At 35.8% G+C, this 16568-nt stretch carries 17 protein-coding genes and 1 pseudogene; 2 read left to right on the plus strand and 16 right to left on the minus strand.

Going from position 1 to position 16568, the window contains the following annotated elements; all coding sequences use genetic code 11:
- Positions 1 to 5 precede the first annotated feature (5 nt).
- From BXU11_RS02005 to hemA, 16 genes and pseudogenes are all read right to left on the minus strand, one after another.
- Positions 6 to 1445, minus strand: coding sequence for a nucleoside recognition domain-containing protein (locus BXU11_RS02005; RefSeq protein ID WP_024980599.1), 1440 nt, complete (start codon positions 1443 to 1445; stop codon positions 6 to 8).
- A 3-nt stretch (positions 1446 to 1448) separates the two neighbouring features.
- Complete coding sequence (locus BXU11_RS02010) at positions 1449 to 1883, minus strand: hypothetical protein (protein ID WP_078210837.1); 435 nt, start codon at positions 1881 to 1883, stop codon at positions 1449 to 1451.
- A gap of 11 nt (positions 1884 to 1894) precedes the next feature.
- Positions 1895 to 2608 carry a 3'-5' exonuclease gene (locus tag BXU11_RS02015; protein ID WP_024980600.1) on the minus strand — a complete coding sequence of 238 codons (714 nt, stop codon included), beginning with the start codon at positions 2606 to 2608 and terminating at the stop codon, positions 1895 to 1897.
- A 75-nt stretch (positions 2609 to 2683) separates the two neighbouring features.
- Entirely contained in the window at positions 2684 to 3154 is a 471-nt protein-coding gene (locus BXU11_RS02020; RefSeq protein WP_078210838.1) for a methylated-DNA--[protein]-cysteine S-methyltransferase, read from the minus strand.
- Between the two features lie 562 nt (positions 3155 to 3716).
- Positions 3717 to 4124 (minus strand): c-type cytochrome, encoded by a 408-nt coding sequence (locus BXU11_RS02025; protein ID WP_024980602.1) that lies wholly within the window; start codon positions 4122 to 4124, stop codon positions 3717 to 3719.
- 60 nt (positions 4125 to 4184) lie between these two features.
- Positions 4185 to 5189, minus strand: coding sequence for a porphobilinogen synthase (gene hemB, locus BXU11_RS02030; RefSeq protein WP_024980603.1), 1005 nt, complete (start codon positions 5187 to 5189; stop codon positions 4185 to 4187).
- Between the two features lie 32 nt (positions 5190 to 5221).
- Positions 5222 to 6163 carry a DUF4421 family protein gene (locus BXU11_RS02035; protein ID WP_024980604.1) on the minus strand — a complete coding sequence of 314 codons (942 nt, stop codon included), beginning with the start codon at positions 6161 to 6163 and terminating at the stop codon, positions 5222 to 5224.
- On the minus strand, positions 6154 to 7056 hold the full coding sequence (gene hemF, locus BXU11_RS02040) for an oxygen-dependent coproporphyrinogen oxidase (RefSeq protein WP_078210839.1): 903 nt from the start codon (positions 7054 to 7056) through the stop codon (positions 6154 to 6156). The genes BXU11_RS02035 and hemF overlap by 10 nt, the downstream gene beginning before the upstream one ends.
- Positions 7053 to 7388: pseudogene (locus tag BXU11_RS17805) on the minus strand (GNAT family N-acetyltransferase); the annotation flags it as partial. The gene hemF and the pseudogene BXU11_RS17805, both read right to left, overlap by 4 nt.
- 263 nt (positions 7389 to 7651) lie before the next feature.
- Positions 7652 to 8485 (minus strand): Bro-N domain-containing protein, encoded by an 834-nt coding sequence (locus tag BXU11_RS02050; protein WP_078210841.1) that lies wholly within the window; start codon positions 8483 to 8485, stop codon positions 7652 to 7654.
- A gap of 70 nt (positions 8486 to 8555) precedes the next feature.
- On the minus strand, positions 8556 to 9134 hold the full coding sequence (locus BXU11_RS02055; protein ID WP_078210842.1) for a GNAT family N-acetyltransferase: 579 nt from the start codon (positions 9132 to 9134) through the stop codon (positions 8556 to 8558).
- A gap of 59 nt (positions 9135 to 9193) precedes the next feature.
- On the minus strand, positions 9194 to 10219 hold the full coding sequence (hemE, locus tag BXU11_RS02060) for a uroporphyrinogen decarboxylase (protein ID WP_078210843.1): 1026 nt from the start codon (positions 10217 to 10219) through the stop codon (positions 9194 to 9196).
- A gap of 108 nt (positions 10220 to 10327) precedes the next feature.
- Positions 10328 to 10996, minus strand: coding sequence for a uroporphyrinogen-III synthase (locus BXU11_RS02065; RefSeq protein ID WP_078210844.1), 669 nt, complete (start codon positions 10994 to 10996; stop codon positions 10328 to 10330).
- Positions 10996 to 11988 (minus strand): hydroxymethylbilane synthase, encoded by a 993-nt coding sequence (hemC, locus tag BXU11_RS02070; RefSeq protein ID WP_078212012.1) that lies wholly within the window; start codon positions 11986 to 11988, stop codon positions 10996 to 10998. The genes BXU11_RS02065 and hemC overlap by 1 nt, the downstream gene beginning before the upstream one ends.
- A gap of 135 nt (positions 11989 to 12123) precedes the next feature.
- Complete coding sequence (locus tag BXU11_RS02075; RefSeq protein WP_024980611.1) at positions 12124 to 12549, minus strand: GxxExxY protein; 426 nt, start codon at positions 12547 to 12549, stop codon at positions 12124 to 12126.
- A 455-nt stretch (positions 12550 to 13004) separates the two neighbouring features.
- The gene (gene hemA, locus BXU11_RS02080) at positions 13005 to 14261 is read right to left on the minus strand and encodes a glutamyl-tRNA reductase (protein ID WP_024980612.1); all 1257 of its coding nucleotides are present in this window, start codon (positions 14259 to 14261) and stop codon (positions 13005 to 13007) included.
- 228 nt (positions 14262 to 14489) lie between these two features.
- Between hemA and BXU11_RS02085 the strand changes: the two genes are divergently transcribed.
- Positions 14490 to 15365: an AraC family transcriptional regulator gene (locus BXU11_RS02085; protein ID WP_024980613.1), complete on the plus strand. Its 876-nt coding sequence runs from the start codon at positions 14490 to 14492 to the stop codon at positions 15363 to 15365.
- 131 nt (positions 15366 to 15496) lie between these two features.
- Positions 15497 to 16513 carry a ferrochelatase gene (gene hemH, locus BXU11_RS02090; RefSeq protein WP_078210845.1) on the plus strand — a complete coding sequence of 339 codons (1017 nt, stop codon included), beginning with the start codon at positions 15497 to 15499 and terminating at the stop codon, positions 16511 to 16513.
- Positions 16514 to 16568 lie beyond the last annotated feature (55 nt).

Below are 16568 nucleotides of genomic sequence, written 5' to 3' on the forward strand. Positions count from 1 at the left end.
TTATACTAAAAAAACCAGCTCGCTACGAAAATAGCCGTAATCACACAAATCACATCTACCAACAACATCGTTCCTAAAGCATAACGGGTATTTTTGATATTTACCGAACCAAAATAAACGGCAATCACATAAAAAGTACTTTCGGCGCTACATTGAAAAATACTGCTGAGTCTTCCGGTCATCGAATCGGCTCCAAACGTATTCATGGAATCAATCAAAAAGCCGCGTGATCCTGCCGAACTAAACGGTCTAAGCAAAGCTACTGGCAACGCATCGGTGATTTGTTTGTTAACTCCCATATTAGAAAATGCAAAAGCAACCCAATTGCTCACAATTTCGAATAAACCACTATTTCGGAACAAAGAAATAGCGACCAACATACCCAAAACGTAAGGAAAAATCGTTACGCCTGTTTTTACTCCATTATTGGCTCCCGTTACAAACGCTTCGTAAACTGTGGTGCCTGCCTCTGTAAATTTCTTTTCTTTTACAAAAGATAAAATCAGCGTAAAAGCAATAATAGCTACTAATATTAAAGCTGAAAGATTAGAAGTAAAATAATTTTTACCAATTAAATCCAAGTGATTCACATACATCAATAAACCTACAATAGCGGCGATTAAAACCATTAATCCTAACACTAACGAAGCACTTTTAAAATTGATTTTTTGTTTTATACCTACAATTAAGAAAGCCGCAATGGTTCCGATGAAAGAAGTAATAATACAAGGCAACATTACATCGGCTGGATTGCTAGCTCCTGCTGCTGCACGATAACCAATGATAGAAGTAGCAATCAATGTAAGTCCCGATGCGTGCAAACACATGAACATGATCTGCGCATCACTGGCTTTATCTTTTTCTGGATTGATGGTTTGCAAACTTTCCATCGCTTTTAATCCAAAAGGAGTGGCTGCCGAATCTAACCCTAAGAAATTTGCAGCAAAATTCAAGGTCATATAGGAAATCGAAGGATGATTTTTAGGAATACTGGGAAATACTTTTACGAATACTGGACTTAATACTTTCGCTAGTTTTTCGGAAGCACCCGAAATGATTAATAATTCCATTAATCCACAGAAAAAAGCCAGGTAAGCCATCAATGGTAAAATCAAATCGAGCAAGGTACTTTTACATGTTGGCAAGAGCCCATCAGATTTTTGAACGCCGCTAAATACTTTTACCACTTTGTTTTTATACACATAAGTAGTGTCGGCATTTAGGGTATCTCGGTTGATGACCATGGTTTGGTCGGGAGCCTTTTTGAGACTGTCTTTGATAAAAACTGGCATTTGCTCTAGATAGTGTTCCGATAGTAAAATTGGATCGTCTTTTTTGCCATTCAAAACATGATCGATAGTATAACTATTGCCCGAAAACAAACTCACTACTACAAAAAGGATGGAAGAAATAAATATCACCAACCAAAATCTACTCAATACCATAATTTATAATTTTTGTAAATGTAATATTTTGTTTTTTGATAAAATAGTAAGAACCAAAAGAACACTTTGTTGAAGAAAAATTATGTAATAACCGTAAACTAAACTATCATAGGAATTGTAAAGAGAAATAATCATCAATCCTAGTGTTAAAACAATCAACAACAAACTAATTTTTTTTCTATTATAAAAAAGTAATAAAGGCGTAAGCACCAGTGAAAAAATTACTAGAATAAACGCTAAAAATTCAAAAACATCTAAAAAAGTAATAGATTGGAAAGTAAAAAAATCAACCAAATACTTAATAAAAGGATCATAATAATAGTCCGTAAAACCACCTCCATCCAAAGCACAACCGATGATTATAACTTTATTAAAAGGTAGAAATAATGAAATAAATCCAACAAGACTAAAAATTAAAAAAAAAGCTTTTTTATACATTTAGCGTTAATTTACACGTGAATAATCTCCTCGTCAATCAGCAAATCTTCTCTGCGAAGACGAAGGAAAATCTGCGCCACGGCAATAGTATCTTTCTCACAATAGGTTACGATGCGATCGATGTCTTTCTCAACATAAAAAACATGTCCGACTTGGCTGCCATCGATATCGCCTTTTGGCGAAGGAATACCGAGCACTTTACACATTAGTTTTAGGGAAGTAAAATGCTTATAATCGCCAAATTTCCATAATTCTAAGGTGTCCAAATGCGGAATCTCCCAAGGTTTTTTGCCAAATAAATTGAGTTTATCAGGAATAGGCATTTGGTTGATGATCATTCGGCGGGCTAAAAACGGAATATCAAATTCTTTTGCATTATGACCACACAACAGGTGTTGTGGCTGATTAAAATGATTGTTGATGAGATTACAAAAGTCTTTCAATAACTGTTTTTCTTCTCCAAAAAAAGAGGTCACTCTAAAATTACGAATGTCACCTTTGATGATAAAAAAACCTACCGAAATGCAAACAATTTTTCCAAACTCGGCCCAAATTCCTGCGCGGTCATAAAATTCTTCTGGCGTAAAATCGTCTTTGCGTTGGTATAGTGTTTTGTGGTCCCAAAGGGCTTTCATTTCGTCATCCAAAGTATTGAAATCAGCAACTTCAGGAACGGTTTCTATGTCTAGAAAAAGAATGTTATTGAGGTTTATTTTTTCGATCATTTTGTAAGTGATTTAGTCGCGAATTCACGAATTTAAATAATTGAAAATAAAATTCGTGAATTTGTGGCTATATTTTCAGAAAAGTATTTGTTGACCGGATGGACTTTCGTGTTCGAGTAGCCATTTTTTGCGCCACAATCCGCCAGCATAACCGGTAAGGGAGCCATCAGTTCCAATAACTCTGTGACAGGGCACGACTATCCATAGCGGGTTTTTTCCGTTAGCCGAAGCGACTGCTCGAATGGCTTTGACATCGCCTAGTTTTTTGGACAAATCCATATAACTACAGGTTTTTCCGAAGGGAATTTCGAGTAATGCTTGCCACACTTTTTGTTGGAATTCGGTTCCTTTGGGATTAAGTTTGAAATCAAAATGGGTGCGATTGCCTTGAAAATACTCACTAAGTTGGGTAACGGCTTCTTGCAAAACAGTTGGAATTTCAACGGAAACCTGTCCCTCATCGGCAACGGAAATTTGAGAAATGCCTTTTTCGGTGCCTGTAATTTGGGCGATTCCTAGTGGTGTATTGATAGCAACGGTTTCCATAAGTTGGTGTGAATTGAAACGCAAAGTACTAAAAGTTTTTGGATGAATGGCGGTGATTGCCCCACGGATTGAACAGATGAAACGGATTTAAAAAAAACCGAAATGGCCTTAAATGGTTAAAAAAGATAACCGCAAGGGGCGCAAAGATTTACGCAAAGTTCGCAAAGAAATAACTTAAATGACCTTATATGCTTTAAATGGTTGAAAAAGATAACCGCAAGGTTCACAAAGAAAAACTTAAATGAACTTCTATGGTTAAAGAAAAAAAGTAACCGCAAATTTTTGCAAATTGTTTTTTTGTCAAAATTGCAGTGATTGAGCCACGGATTGAACTGACAAAACAGATTTTAAAAAAACTTAAATGACCTTATATGTCTTAAATGGTTTTAAAATTTACAGTACTAAACTGAATTCAAAAAAAAGAACCATTCGTTTGTACAAATGGTTCTTGTGTGGTGAGCCCTGATCGTAACGGCATCCTTTTCCGCCGGGGTTCGGCGGGAAAGATATAGTGTAGAGCAGGAAGTAGCTCCTAATCCTTCGACTTAGCTTAGGATTGTTCTTATTTCAAATTGGAATAGATGTAGGCTTCTAATCCTTTTAATTCTTCGTCGGACATGGCTTTGGTGATGGCAAAGTTGGCTTTCATTACTTCATATTGCGCAGGATCCATAATTGGTTTTGCCTCCTCTTTAAGGAAAGCGATAAGATTGCCGTTTTGTTCTTTGTAAGTTTTGGCCATGTCTTGAACGCTTGGACCAATAAGTTTGGCATCCACACGGTGGCAAGCAATACAAGCGCCTTTGCCTTCAAAAATTTCTTTTCCTAATGCCGCTGGAGTTGAAGCTGTTGTTGCTGTGGTTTCGGTTGGTGTTTCAGCTGGAGTTGCTGTGGTGCCAAAGGGTTCTTGACTTTCTTTTTTACAAGAAAGGAAAACTACAGCAGTGGCTAAAATGACAATTTTTTTCATAGTAAGTAGTGTTACAGGGGGTTCTTAATTGGTCATTATTTTTTGGCTTGGTTGCTTAAATTATTGGTTTTGTTGTTTCAAAAGTATCGCGGCTTCTTTGGCAAAATAAGTTGAGATTAAACTCGCGCCAGCTCGCTTGAAACACATTAATTGTTCCATCATAATTTTGTCATGATCGAGCCAACCTCGCTCTGCTGCGGCTTTAATCATGGCATATTCGCCCGAAACATGGAAAACTGTAACGGGTACATTCACGGCATTTTTAACCTCGCGCACGATATCCAAATAGGCTATTCCAGGTTTGACCATCACCATATCGGCACCTTCTTCAACATCAGACAAGGCCTCTTTGATAGCTTCGATGCGATTGGCATAATCCATTTGGTAGGTCTTTTTGTCTTTTGGTACTTCAATTTCGGCTTCTCTTGGAGCACTGTCTAGCGCATCGCGAAACGGGCCATAAAATGCAGAAGCATACTTGGCCGAATAACTCATAATCCCCACGTGATGATAGCCTGCGGCATCCAATCCTTGACGCAAACGCAATACGCGTCCGTCCATCATATCGCTTGGTGCTACAAAATCGGCTCCTGCGGTTGCATGCGAAACAGCCATTTTTACCAAAGCGTCGTTGGTAGCGTCATTTTCTACATCGCCATTGGCAATGATTCCGTCGTGACCATAAATAGAATAAGGGTCTAAAGCCACATCGGGCATCACTATCATTTCTGGACAAGCCGCTTTGATGGCGCGAATGGCTTGTTGCATTAATCCGTTGGGATTCCAAGCTTCTTTACCTGTATTGTCTTTTAGCGCTTCGCTAACTTTTACATAAATATTGACCGCACGAATGCCTAATGCATAAATTTCTTTGACCTCTGCAACTGTTAAATCAATCGAACGGCGGTAGATTCCCGGCATAGAGGGAATTTCGACTTGTACATTCTCACCCTCTGCTATAAACATTGGAAACATAAAATCGGTAGGACTTAAAGTGGTTTCTCTAACTAAGCTTCGGATGGATTCGTTCACTCTTAAGCGACGGTTTCTGTGTAGTGGGAACATATTTTGTTATGGTTTATATTTTCAAAAATTAACTAAAGACCAATAGCCTTGGCTCCTTTGTCGTACAGTTGTTTTACTTTTTTGGGCGGATCAAATCGATAGCCTGCTGTTACTCTAAAAGTGCTAATGTCTTCATTGAAACGAATCGAGCTATTCACGTCTTGTGAAAAATTAGTATAGTTTACATTTACAAAAGTAAAAAAGGAATCTGAGTTATAGCCTAATTTTAGGTTAATAGTAGACTGAATTACGCTGGAAAAATCGCCATCAACATGATTGAATCCCGCTCCAACTGCAATTCCAGAGGATACTAGAACATGATTGCTTATTACCCAATTGTAATAATAGGAGGGAGCAAGAGTGCCCACAAGGATTTTAACTCTATTTTCGTCATTGCCGTCGTTCAAATTTATACTGGTGTGATATATTGAAAGGGTAGGGATAAAACTACCTGAACTTTTGGTTTGCCATTGGTTTTGATTGGCTATAGTTTTGAATGAAAATTTGGGATTAAAAATATAAGAAGTTGTTCCTCCTATTTTAACAGAGCGCATATTTGGTAATGCAATATCAAAATTATCCAAAGCGGCATAAAATCCTTTTTGATTGGAATACAATAGCGTCTGCATCCATTGCTTGATGATAAAACGGGTATTGAAGTTGACCAATCGCGAATTGGAGTTGTCTTTATTTACAGCAAAAAAAACAGGAGAAATGCCGTAGCTTACATCAATAAACTTGTAACTCAGACTAAATCCAATTTGTTCTTTTCTGTTGGGAACTAAGTTGACATAATTGTCTATTCCATTCACCTTAGAAACAAATTGAAAATCATTTGAAGTAGTATAAAAATAGAGGCTCGCAATTACTTTTTCATCATAGGATTTAAAATAGTTTTTTTGCGCCGATGGTTCTTGTGCCTTGCAACACAAAAGGCCAACAAACCAAAAAAGTACTATTTTTTTTAAACCCATTCTTTTGGCTGCATTAAAGTGGTAATTAATTTTTCTTCCTCGCTTCCCGCAACTGGATGATGGTCATAGACCCATTGCACGTGCGGTGGCAAAGACATCAAAATACTCTCAATTCTTCCGTTGGTTTTCAAGCCAAACAAAGTGCCTTTGTCGTGTACCAAATTGAATTCAACATAGCGTCCACGGCGAATTTCCTGCCAAGTGCGTTGCTCTTGATTGTACGACAAATTTTTTCTTCTTTCTACAACGGGAACGTAAGCTTGAAGGAAACTATTCCCTACTTCGGTAACGAAATTGTACCAATCTTCCATACTCATTGTTTCAGAAGCTTTGCAATAATCAAAGAATAAACCTCCAATGCCTCGCGCTTCGTTGCGATGTGCATTCCAGAAATAGGCGTCGCATTGTTTTTTATATTTTGGATAAAACTCAGGATTGTGCTTGTCGCAAGCGGATTTGCAGGTTTGATGAAAATGAACAGCATCTTCTTCAAACAGATAATAAGGCGTTAAATCCTGTCCTCCTCCAAACCATTGCTGAATTACGTTTCCGTTGTCATCATACATTTCAAAATAACGCCAATTGGCGTGTACTGTGGGAACCATTGGATTTTTGGGATGCAAGACCAAACTCAATCCGCAGGCAAAAAAATCAGCTTCACCAACTTTGAATAATTGCTGCATACTGTCTGGCAATTTACCGTGTACTGCCGAAATATTGACCCCGCCTTTTTCGAAAACAGCACCGTTCTCGATTACGCGTGTTCTTCCGCCTCCACCTTCTGGGCGATTCCAAAGGTCTTCTTTGAATTTGGCCTGACCATCAACCGCTTCTAATCCTGCTACGATTTGGTCTTGTAGGTTTTGTATGTAAGTGTAAAATTTGTTTTTCATTTTTTAAATTCAAATAATTCCATATCTAAAGGAAGTCCATTAGTAGGTGTAAACTCTGCAATCAAAGTTCTTTGCCAAATAAAACCATTATTTTTGGCCACTTTAATGCTTCCTAAATTTGTTTTGTGCGCAATAATTTGAAGCGTTTTCAATTCTAAGACATTGTTAGCAAATTTTAATACTGCTTTTACTGCTTTAGAAACCAAGCCTTTTCCTTCAAAGGTGTTTCCGATACAATAGGCGAATTCACCTATTTTATTAGTCCAATCAATTTTTTTAATGATAATTAATCCGATGATTTGTTGGTTATTTTTATTTCGAATAGCAAAAGTAAAATTTGTTTTTTCTTAGATTTCTTTATTCTTAATTGAAATATATACTTCCGATTTTTCTAAAGAACTATTCATTTCCAATGTAACTCTGGAAAAAAGGGTTTGAATCGTTCCTTATTTTTTGGACATAAACTGATACAACTGAATGGAATCAGTTTGTTGAAGTTTATTTAATATATAATTCTTATTATTCATCATCATTTACCACACTCTTTTACCGCTTTCATAAATATTTTTAAAATTCTATATTTGTTGTGGTTTCTTTATTCTAATTCTTTTTTATTTTCCAAATAATCAGAAGCATTTAGTTTGTTTACTACTTTTTTTCCTGTTTTTTGTTCAATTTCCTTACGTGTATTTCCGGCAATTGTTCCGCCTTGATTTGCAATTTTTTTGTTTTCTGAAAATGTTTTAGGCTTCTTTTCTTTGCTAATTTCAGTAGTTGTTGCTTCGGCTAACATATTCAAAACCAATTCCAAATTACTCATGTTATCTCGCAAATTTTCTTTTTTCAATCCTTTGTGATTTTTATATTCTTTAACCGATAATCCGCTCCAGGCTTTGGTAATTTCATCGGTTAAGATGGCGTATTCTTGTCCTTTTTTTACACCACGATTATCCCATTCGTCGGTAAGTTCTTTTCTTACTTCGATGCTTTTTAAACGCTGGTTGACCCATTCTTTGGAATATCCTTTTTTAAGGTAGGTCTCCATAAGTCGGTCAAAACCTAATTCTGGATCTTCAATTTCATCGATTCTTTCTCTACCCACTTGTGCTAACCAAAGCTTAAAAGGTTCTGCTTTTTTGGACGGAACAGATTGAATTAAACGAAAAAGTTGTTCAGTATCAGCAACATCGGTTTTATAAAACTTTCCATCTGAAGATTGCATTTTCAGTTGGTTACAATTTGTAACCAACTGACTTCCTTCTTTCTTAAGACGGTTTTTAAGTACTTTCCAGTAGTTATTCGGGTTTTCGCTTTCGGAAAGCACTCCGACAACATCAACAATTGAGAAAAACCATTTCTCCTCTTCTTCATTCCAAACAGAACGAATTTGTTTTTGTTCAAATAGTTTTATAGCAGTTTCTTTGGTCATATTGATTTAGTTAATTTTTCATATAAGTAAAATTTATTTGTTAGCGGTCATATATGGTATCCCCTTTTATTTATCGGTGTTTGTTTGCAACAAACCTGTTATTAATGGCGATTTCATAATCTGATTTTAACAATCCATAATAATTAATAGCTTCTAAAACTCCGTCACCATTTTTAAATTCTTCTCGTAAAGTTCCTTCTAATATAAATCCGTTTTTTAAAGCAATTTGTTGACTTCCGAAATTTATTTTTGAAGTACAAATAAAAATCTTATTCATTTTTAATTCATTGAAACAAAATTCAATTACTTCTGAAACTGCTTTTGAAATAATTCCTTTCCCTTCAAAATCAGTATCAATAAAATAGAATAATTCGCATTTTGAAATATGATAATCTATTTTTTTAACACCAATATATCCTATTAATTTATTGGTTTCTAAATTTTTTACAAAGAAAAAAAAGTTCTCTTTGTTTTTTTCTTTTATAGTATTAAATTCTAAAAAATTCTTCGTTTCTTCAAGATTCAAACAATGAGATAATGTAACAGGAAATGTGTTTTTAAGTCTATCTTTATTTCTATCAATCAAATCGAAAAATCCTTTAAAATGAATATCTTCTATTTTGTCGAGTTTCCAATTATTGAATTTCATATTATAGTTTTTGGATATTCTAAAACTTGCAGGGACTGATTACTAAAAACTGCTACCGCCTACTTTTTATACTCTTTAACCGCCTCCACAAAAGCCTTGGCATGATCCACAGGAATATTGGGTAAAATTCCGTGACCTAAATTAACTATATAATTGTCTTTTCCGAATTCGTCAATCATTTCGTGTACCATTTTTTTGATGGTTGGAATGGGTGAAAGCAATCTACTTGGATCAAAATTTCCTTGCAAAGTGATTCTTCCTCCAGATAAATAACGTGCATTTCTTGGCGAGCAAGTCCAATCTACTCCAAGGGCAGAAGCTTTACTTTTTGCCATGTCGTTTAAGGCAAACCAACAACCTTTTCCGAAAATAATAACTGGTGTTATTTCTGCTAAAGCTTCAGTAATTTGATTGATATATTGAAATGAGAATTCTTGGTAATCCACAGGTGACAACATTCCGCCCCAAGAATCAAAAATTTGAACGGCGTTTACGCCAGCTTTTACTTTTTCTTTCAAGTATAAAATAGTGGTGTCAGTGATTTTTTGCAATAAGGTATGCGCGGCAACTGGGTTAGAGAAGCAAAAACCTTTTGCTGTATCAAAACTTTTAGAACCTTTTCCTTCTACCGCATAACAGAAAATCGTCCAAGGTGAACCTGCAAAACCAATTAAAGGCACCTCATCATTTAGCATTTCTTTGGTGAGTTTCACCGCATCCATTACGTACCCTAAGGTTTCTTCGATATTTGGAACAATCACTTGATTAACTTGCTCCATAGTACGAATTGGATTTGGAATAATCGGCCCTAAATTGTCTTTCAATTCAACGTGAATTCCCATAGCACGTGGCACTACCAAAATATCCGAAAACAAAATCGCAGCATCTGGTCCGACGATACGAATAGGTTGTACGGTAATTTCAGCAGCTAATTCTGGCGTTTCACAACGCGTGAAAAAGTCGTATTTGTCACGCAATGCACGAAATTCTGGTAAATATCTTCCTGCTTGACGCATCATCCAAACTGGTGGACGTTCTACAGTTTCTCCTCGTAATGCTTTTAAAAATAGGTCGTTCTTTAACATAGTTTTCGGTTTTCAGTGCGCTGTTTTCGGGCTGTTCCTTAAAATGACACTTGCTATTATTGATTTTATTTTTATATCTTAACCCTTTCAACGGGAAGGGGTTTTTGTTTATTCATATTCTGCAATTACATCGTCGATCACTGATTCAATAGTGGGCTCATCAGCCACGATGATGTTTTTAATCTTGTGTTTTTCTAAAGCTTCAGCAGTGGTTTCTCCTATACAAAAGCAGTTTTCTTTTTTAATGACATTGTTTTTTAGGTAGCTTTCTACTCCCGATGGGCTGAAAAAAAGTATGCCATCTAATTTTTCAAGAATCTTACAAGGCGTTAAAACGGTTTCATAAACTTGAATCTCATTGAATAGTACTCCAGCCTCTTTTAAGGCCTTTGGTAAAGTCTCTTTCCGTAAATTACCACTAAAGAAGGTGTAGCTTTCATGACCGTAAATCAAAGCAATAATTTCGGCTAAATCAGCTGCATATCCGGTATAGGCCACCACATTGAATCCAGCTTCCGACAAAAGAATCTTTGTTTTAAGTCCAACACAAAATACTTTTTTGGATTTTAAATGATCAACGTTTTCCAGCTCAAGTATACGCTGCGCTGCATTTTGACTTGTAAAAATCAAATTGTCGTTGAGGTTCTTGAGATCAAATTCTTGCTTGTTTATAGCAATAAAATCCTCTTCGAATAATTCAAAACCAGCGACTAACAGTTGCGGACGCTGCGCATCCGAAAGTGTTTTAGTTGATAAAATAACTGCTTTTGAATTCATTATTTCTTTAGTTTTTCTTTTATCGTTTTCATCAACTCGGTGCCGCCATTGTTGAGGATTTCTTCGGCTGAATGGTAGCCTAGGTTTTTCCACTCTTCGATGGGTACGACTTTGTTGATGGCTATTTTTTGTTGTCCGTCGATGGAAAAAAGAACGCCTTCGAAATGAATGGTATCTTCTTCCTCGTTATATGTTGCCAAAGCTCCGATGGGTGCGGTACAACCTCCTTCGAGACGGCGTAAAAATTGACGCTCGATGTGGGTGCACACCTCGGTTTCGATATCATTCAATTCGGATACAGCTTCGCGACAAAACTCGTCCTCGGCCATGGCTACCACTACCATTGCTCCTTGTGCTGGTGCGGGAATCATCCAATCAAGAGCCTCCCCAACCCCTCCAAAAGAGGGGCTATTTATGATGTATGAAGCGCTACTTGCTCCCCTCTCTTTTGGAGAGGGGCTGGGGGTGAGGCTTAATCTTTCTAATCCTGCGGCGGCAAAAACGGCTCCACTCCAGTCATTGTCTTGCAATTTTTGCATACGAGTATTGACATTGCCACGAAGGTCTACCACTTTATGATTGGGATATTTGTTGAGCCATTGGGCTTGACGACGCAAACTTCCGGTGGCGATGGTGCCGCTACCTTCTAGAAAATCTAGATTGCCTTTGTGTACCAAAATGTCTAGGGTGTTCGCCCTCTCTAAAACGGCGGCTTGCACAATGCCTTGCGGCAAGGCGGTGGGCACGTCTTTCATAGAATGTACCGCGATATCAACTTGACCGCTAATCATAGCGACATCAAGAGTTTTGGTGAAAATTCCGGTAATTCCTAATTCGTATAATGGTTTGTCCAAAATGATATCGCCTTCTGATTTCACAGCAATAATCTCTGTTTTGTATCCTAAGTCGTTTAGTTTTTTCTCGACCGTGTGGGCTTGCCAAAGCGCGAGTTCGCTATCGCGGGTTCCGATACGTATTGTTTTTTCTGCCATTTTACGTTTTTTTACCATTAAGGTATTAAGGGACATTAAGCTTTGTGTTGTATATAAGAAAATTAAGTTTTAAAACTTTTAGACTTAATTTTTTAATCACTTAATGGTTCAATTTCTTCACGATACTATTTATATTTAATCTATTAATCTTGCAAAATAATCATTAACAAGAGGTTTCATTGATTTTGTTATATTCAAAGTATTAAAATTAATTATCAACCCTTGAGGTCTTTGTAATAATTTCATATACGTAAGTAATTGTGCTTCGTGAATTGGTAAAAGATTTTCTATTGCTTTTAATTCAACTACTACGCAATCATTTACAAGTAAATCTATTCTCAAATCAGATTCTAATTCAAGATCGTAATAATCTATTTTGACGACTAATTGTTGTTTAACATCATATCCGTTTTGTTCTAATTCATATTTAAGGCATTGCTCATAGATACTTTCTAAAAGTCCAGGTCCTAAAGCTTTATGCACTTTTATGGCAAGACCTGTAATTTCATATGCTAATTGAGTAACCTCTTTTTTTGTCGTATATTTTTTTGTTTTTACCATTAAGATATTAAGGTAATTAAGTTTTTGTATATTATATTTTTAAAATGCTTTGCTTAGTTCTCTTAATATTTTAATGATAAAAATATTTCTAAACCAAGGCTTTGTTTATTAACCATTAAGGTATTAAGGGGCATTAAGCTTTGCGATGAATGTAAGTTAATTAAGTTTTAAAACACATAAACTTAATTCTCTTAATGCCTTAATGGTAAAAAATATTCTAAGTCAAGGTTTTGTTTTGTTCTTACCTTCACGATATTAAGTTGATTGATTTTTTTTCTATATTATATTTTTAAAATGCTTTGCTTAATTCTCTTAATGCCTTAATGGTAAAAAATATTCTAAGTCAAGGTTTTGTTTTGTTCTTACCTTCACGATATTAAGTTGATTGATTTTTTTTCTATATTATATTTTTAAAATTCTTTGCTTAATTCTCTTAATGCCTTAATGGTAAAATTTTATTTCGCATTAGTTTCTATTTGAAATACTTTTTCTATCCATTCGATGCTTTCATCTACCATGGTGTCTTCATCTTTTAGGTGATTGGCAAAATGGGTTGTGATTTTTTGAATGATGCGATTGCTGATGATTTCGGCTTGTTCTTCGTTGAAATCGGCTAATTTCTTGCTTTGAAAATTCAACTCGGCTTCTTTGATTCCATTCAATTTTTCTTTCAAAGCATGAATCGTTGGCGCAAATTTTCTGGATTTGGTCCACACCATGAATTCATTTTTGATGACTTCGATAATTGCTTCGGCGGCTGGAATGTGTAATTTTCTGTTTTCTAAAGTTTCATCGGTCATTTGCGACAAGTGATCCAAATGAATCAAGGTCACTCCTTCTATTTCGGTAACATTTTCATGTACATTTTTAGGAATGGATAAATCTAGAATCAGCATGGGTTTTTTCAGATTCAAAATGGCTTTGTCAACCGTAGGATTTTGAGCGCCTGTAGCCACTACGACCACATCGGCTTTTTGCAATTCGAGATGCAATTCGGAATGATCTTTTACAATCAAATTCAGTTTTCCGGCTAATTTTTCGGCTTTGTCTTTGGTTCTGTTAATGAGTGTAATGTGTTCGTTTTTGGTATGTTTTACCAAATTTTCGCAGGTATTACGACCAATTTTTCCGGTACCAAAAAGTAAAATATTCTTGTTCCCGATATCTGGAACGTTTTTCATAATGTATTGTACTGAGGCAAAAGAAACCGAAGTAGCGCCAGAACTTATATCAGTATCGGTCTTAATTTTTTTGCTAGCTTGAATGACAGAATTGACCAATCTTTCTAAATAAGCATTGGTTAAGTCCATGGCTTTCGACTCGGTAAAGCCGTTTTTTAGTTGACTGATGATTTCGAAATCGCCTAAGATTTGGCTGTCTAATCCCGTTCCTACTCTAAAAATATGATTAATAGCGTCTTGATTTTTGAAAACGTACGCTACTTTTTGAAATTCTTCAACGGTACCTTGGCTGTTCTCACACAACAATTTGATCAATTGAAAAGGATGCTCTGCATACCCATAAATTTCGGTACGGTTACAAGTGGAAGTAACGATTAATGCCGGTATTCCCTCGTTTTTTGCCTGTTGTAGCAAATTGTTTTTGGCTAAGGCATCCAAACTAAATTTACCTCTAATTGCAGCATCGGCCTTTTTATAGCTTAATCCAACCGAGTAAAAGTAGTGGTGCTTAGCGCTTTGATTTTTTTCCATAAATACAGTTCCTGTAAAAGTGGAACAAATCTAGAACTATCGCTTGTATAAAAACAACGCTAAAAGTTCTTTTTGTGTCGCTCAATGCTTTTTTGGATTTATTTCGTTATTTAAATGCAAAAACGTTTATTTTTGTAGCAATTACAAGGCTTAACTAGTTATTTATTTAGAGTGATTCTAAATAAATAAGATTCGTTAAAAACTTTTTTCAAATAAAAAAATGTCGCTATGGGTTCACAAGAAATCATAAAAATAGAAGAAGATTTTATTTTATTGCGCTTTCAAAACGACGGTGCAATACCCTTTCATATGCAACATGAAGTGAGTAATGGTTTAATTCAATTTCATTTTGGATTAAAAGGAAAAGCAAAATTTTTATTCAATCAAGGCAGCTATGCTTTAGAAATGAATGAAGAAAAGTCCTATCTGTTCTACAATCCACAGAAAGAATTACCGCTTAATCTAGAATTGGCTCCCAATACTTGGATGATTTCGATTCTGATTTCGATACAAAAATTTCATGGACTATTTTCTAATGAAGCCAGTCACATTCCTTTTTTGAGTGACGAAAACAAGGATAAAAAATATTATAAAGAAGGTGATATTAGTCCTTCGATGGCGATCGTATTAACGCAATTGTTCCATTACAATTTAAATCCTTCGATCAAAAACTTGTATTATAAAGGCAAAGGATATGAATTGCTGAGCTTGTATTTTAATCGTTCCGAAGATCCTGATGCGGAACAATGTCCTTTTTTAATAGACGAAGATAATGTCTTGAAAATTAAAAAAGCCAAAGCAATTATTATTGCCAATATGGCTGAACCACCGGGTTTACAAGAACTTGCCGATACAATTGGCTTGAATTTGAAAAAACTAAAAATGGGTTTCAAACAAATTTACGGCGATACTGTTTACGGCTTTTTGTTTGATTACAAAATGGATTATGCCCGTCAATTGTTAGATAGTGGTTCCTATAATGTGAACGAGGTGGGTTTAAAAATTGGCTACAGTACCGGAAGTCATTTCATAGCTGCTTTCAAGAAGAAATTTGGTACCACGCCGAAGAAATATTTGATGTCGATTAACTCTTCCATACCATAAACCATCAGTTTTAACTATCTCTCAGAAAAAAAAAGAATAAGTACCATAACCGATAAAAACAAGGTTTCTTTATTTTTGAAACTGAAAGCAATAAATGCTAGTTTTCATCCCAAAAAAATAAAATAAAAAACATGAAAGGTGTATTATTAGTCAACTTAGGTTCTCCAGAAAGTCCAACAGCAAAGGACGTAAAACCATATTTAGACGAATTTTTAATGGACAAATACGTAATAGATGTTCCTTATTTATTGCGTGCCTTACTCGTTCGAGGCATTATTTTACAAACCCGACCTAAAAAATCGGCAGAGGCTTATGCCAGAATTTGGACTAGTGAAGGTTCTCCTTTGATTGTACTTTCGAAAAAGATGCATCAAAAAGTAAAACAGTTGGTAGACATACCCGTGGCTTTAGCAATGCGTTATGGAACCATGACCATTCAAAAAGGCTTGCAAGAACTCAAAGATCAAGGCGTAACAGAAGTGATGCTTTTTCCTTTGTATCCGCAACACGCTATGGCTTCAACCACTACTATTGTGGTTTTGGCTGAAGAACTACGTCAAAAGTATTTCCCAGAAATGACATTTACGAATGTTCCAGCATTCTACAACAAACCCGATTATATTCAAGCACTTTCAAATTCCATCAAAAAACACTTGGAAGGATTTGACTATGACCATTTATTATTCTCGTATCACGGTATTCCAAAACGTCACATTCGCAAAACCGATGTAACCAATTCGCATTGTAAAATTGATGGTTCTTGCTGTAACACGCCTTCGCCAGCACATGAGTTTTGCTACCGTCATCAATGCTATGAAACGACCAAACAAGTAGTTAAATTATTAGGCATTCCAGAGGGCAAATACAGCCAAACCTTTCAATCGCGCTTAGCAGGAGACAAATGGCTTACTCCTTATACTGATGTTGAAATCAATAAAATGCCAGAACAAGGGATTAAGAAATTAGCCGTTGTAACGCCAGCTTTTGTGGCCGACTGTTTAGAAACGCTAGAAGAAATTGCCATGGAAGCCAATGAGCAGTTCCTACATCATGGTGGGGAAGAATTTATGGCCGTTCCTTGTATGAATGACGAAGATGAATGGTGTGGTGTGGTAGCCAATTGGATTAACCAATTCAAGAAAGTGTAAATTTGTTCAAGGTTTGAAGTGGCTACAATACCTTCAAACCTTGAACTTGAAATCA

The organism is Flavobacterium sp. LM5 (assembly GCF_002017945.1).
GTDB classification, from domain to species: Bacteria; Bacteroidota; Bacteroidia; order Flavobacteriales; family Flavobacteriaceae; genus Flavobacterium; species Flavobacterium succinicans.

Coding starts and splice junctions, on each gene's coding strand:
- hemC (WP_078212012.1), bottom strand. CDS start 11,988: ATGGCAGAAAAAACAATACGTATCGGAACCCGCGATAGCGAACTCGCG.
- hemF (WP_078210839.1), bottom strand. CDS start 7,056: ATGAAAAACAAATTTTACACTTACATACAAAACCTACAAGACCAAATC.
- hemE (WP_078210843.1), bottom strand. CDS start 10,219: ATGTTAAAGAACGACCTATTTTTAAAAGCATTACGAGGAGAAACTGTA.
- BXU11_RS02065 (WP_078210844.1), bottom strand. CDS start 10,996: ATGAATTCAAAAGCAGTTATTTTATCAACTAAAACACTTTCGGATGCG.
- hemB (WP_024980603.1), bottom strand. CDS start 5,189: ATGTTCCCACTACACAGAAACCGTCGCTTAAGAGTGAACGAATCCATC.
- BXU11_RS02020 (WP_078210838.1), bottom strand. CDS start 3,154: ATGGAAACCGTTGCTATCAATACACCACTAGGAATCGCCCAAATTACA.
- BXU11_RS02035 (WP_024980604.1), bottom strand. CDS start 6,163: ATGGGTTTAAAAAAAATAGTACTTTTTTGGTTTGTTGGCCTTTTGTGT.
- BXU11_RS02085 (WP_024980613.1), top strand. CDS start 14,490: ATGGGTTCACAAGAAATCATAAAAATAGAAGAAGATTTTATTTTATTG.
- BXU11_RS02015 (WP_024980600.1), bottom strand. CDS start 2,608: ATGATCGAAAAAATAAACCTCAATAACATTCTTTTTCTAGACATAGAA.
- hemA (WP_024980612.1), bottom strand. CDS start 14,261: ATGGAAAAAAATCAAAGCGCTAAGCACCACTACTTTTACTCGGTTGGA.
- BXU11_RS02025 (WP_024980602.1), bottom strand. CDS start 4,124: ATGAAAAAAATTGTCATTTTAGCCACTGCTGTAGTTTTCCTTTCTTGT.
- BXU11_RS02005 (WP_024980599.1), bottom strand. CDS start 1,445: ATGGTATTGAGTAGATTTTGGTTGGTGATATTTATTTCTTCCATCCTT.
- BXU11_RS02055 (WP_078210842.1), bottom strand. CDS start 9,134: ATGAAATTCAATAATTGGAAACTCGACAAAATAGAAGATATTCATTTT.
- BXU11_RS02010 (WP_078210837.1), bottom strand. CDS start 1,883: ATGTATAAAAAAGCTTTTTTTTTAATTTTTAGTCTTGTTGGATTTATT.
- BXU11_RS02075 (WP_024980611.1), bottom strand. CDS start 12,549: ATGGTAAAAACAAAAAAATATACGACAAAAAAAGAGGTTACTCAATTA.
- BXU11_RS02050 (WP_078210841.1), bottom strand. CDS start 8,485: ATGACCAAAGAAACTGCTATAAAACTATTTGAACAAAAACAAATTCGT.
- hemH (WP_078210845.1), top strand. CDS start 15,497: ATGAAAGGTGTATTATTAGTCAACTTAGGTTCTCCAGAAAGTCCAACA.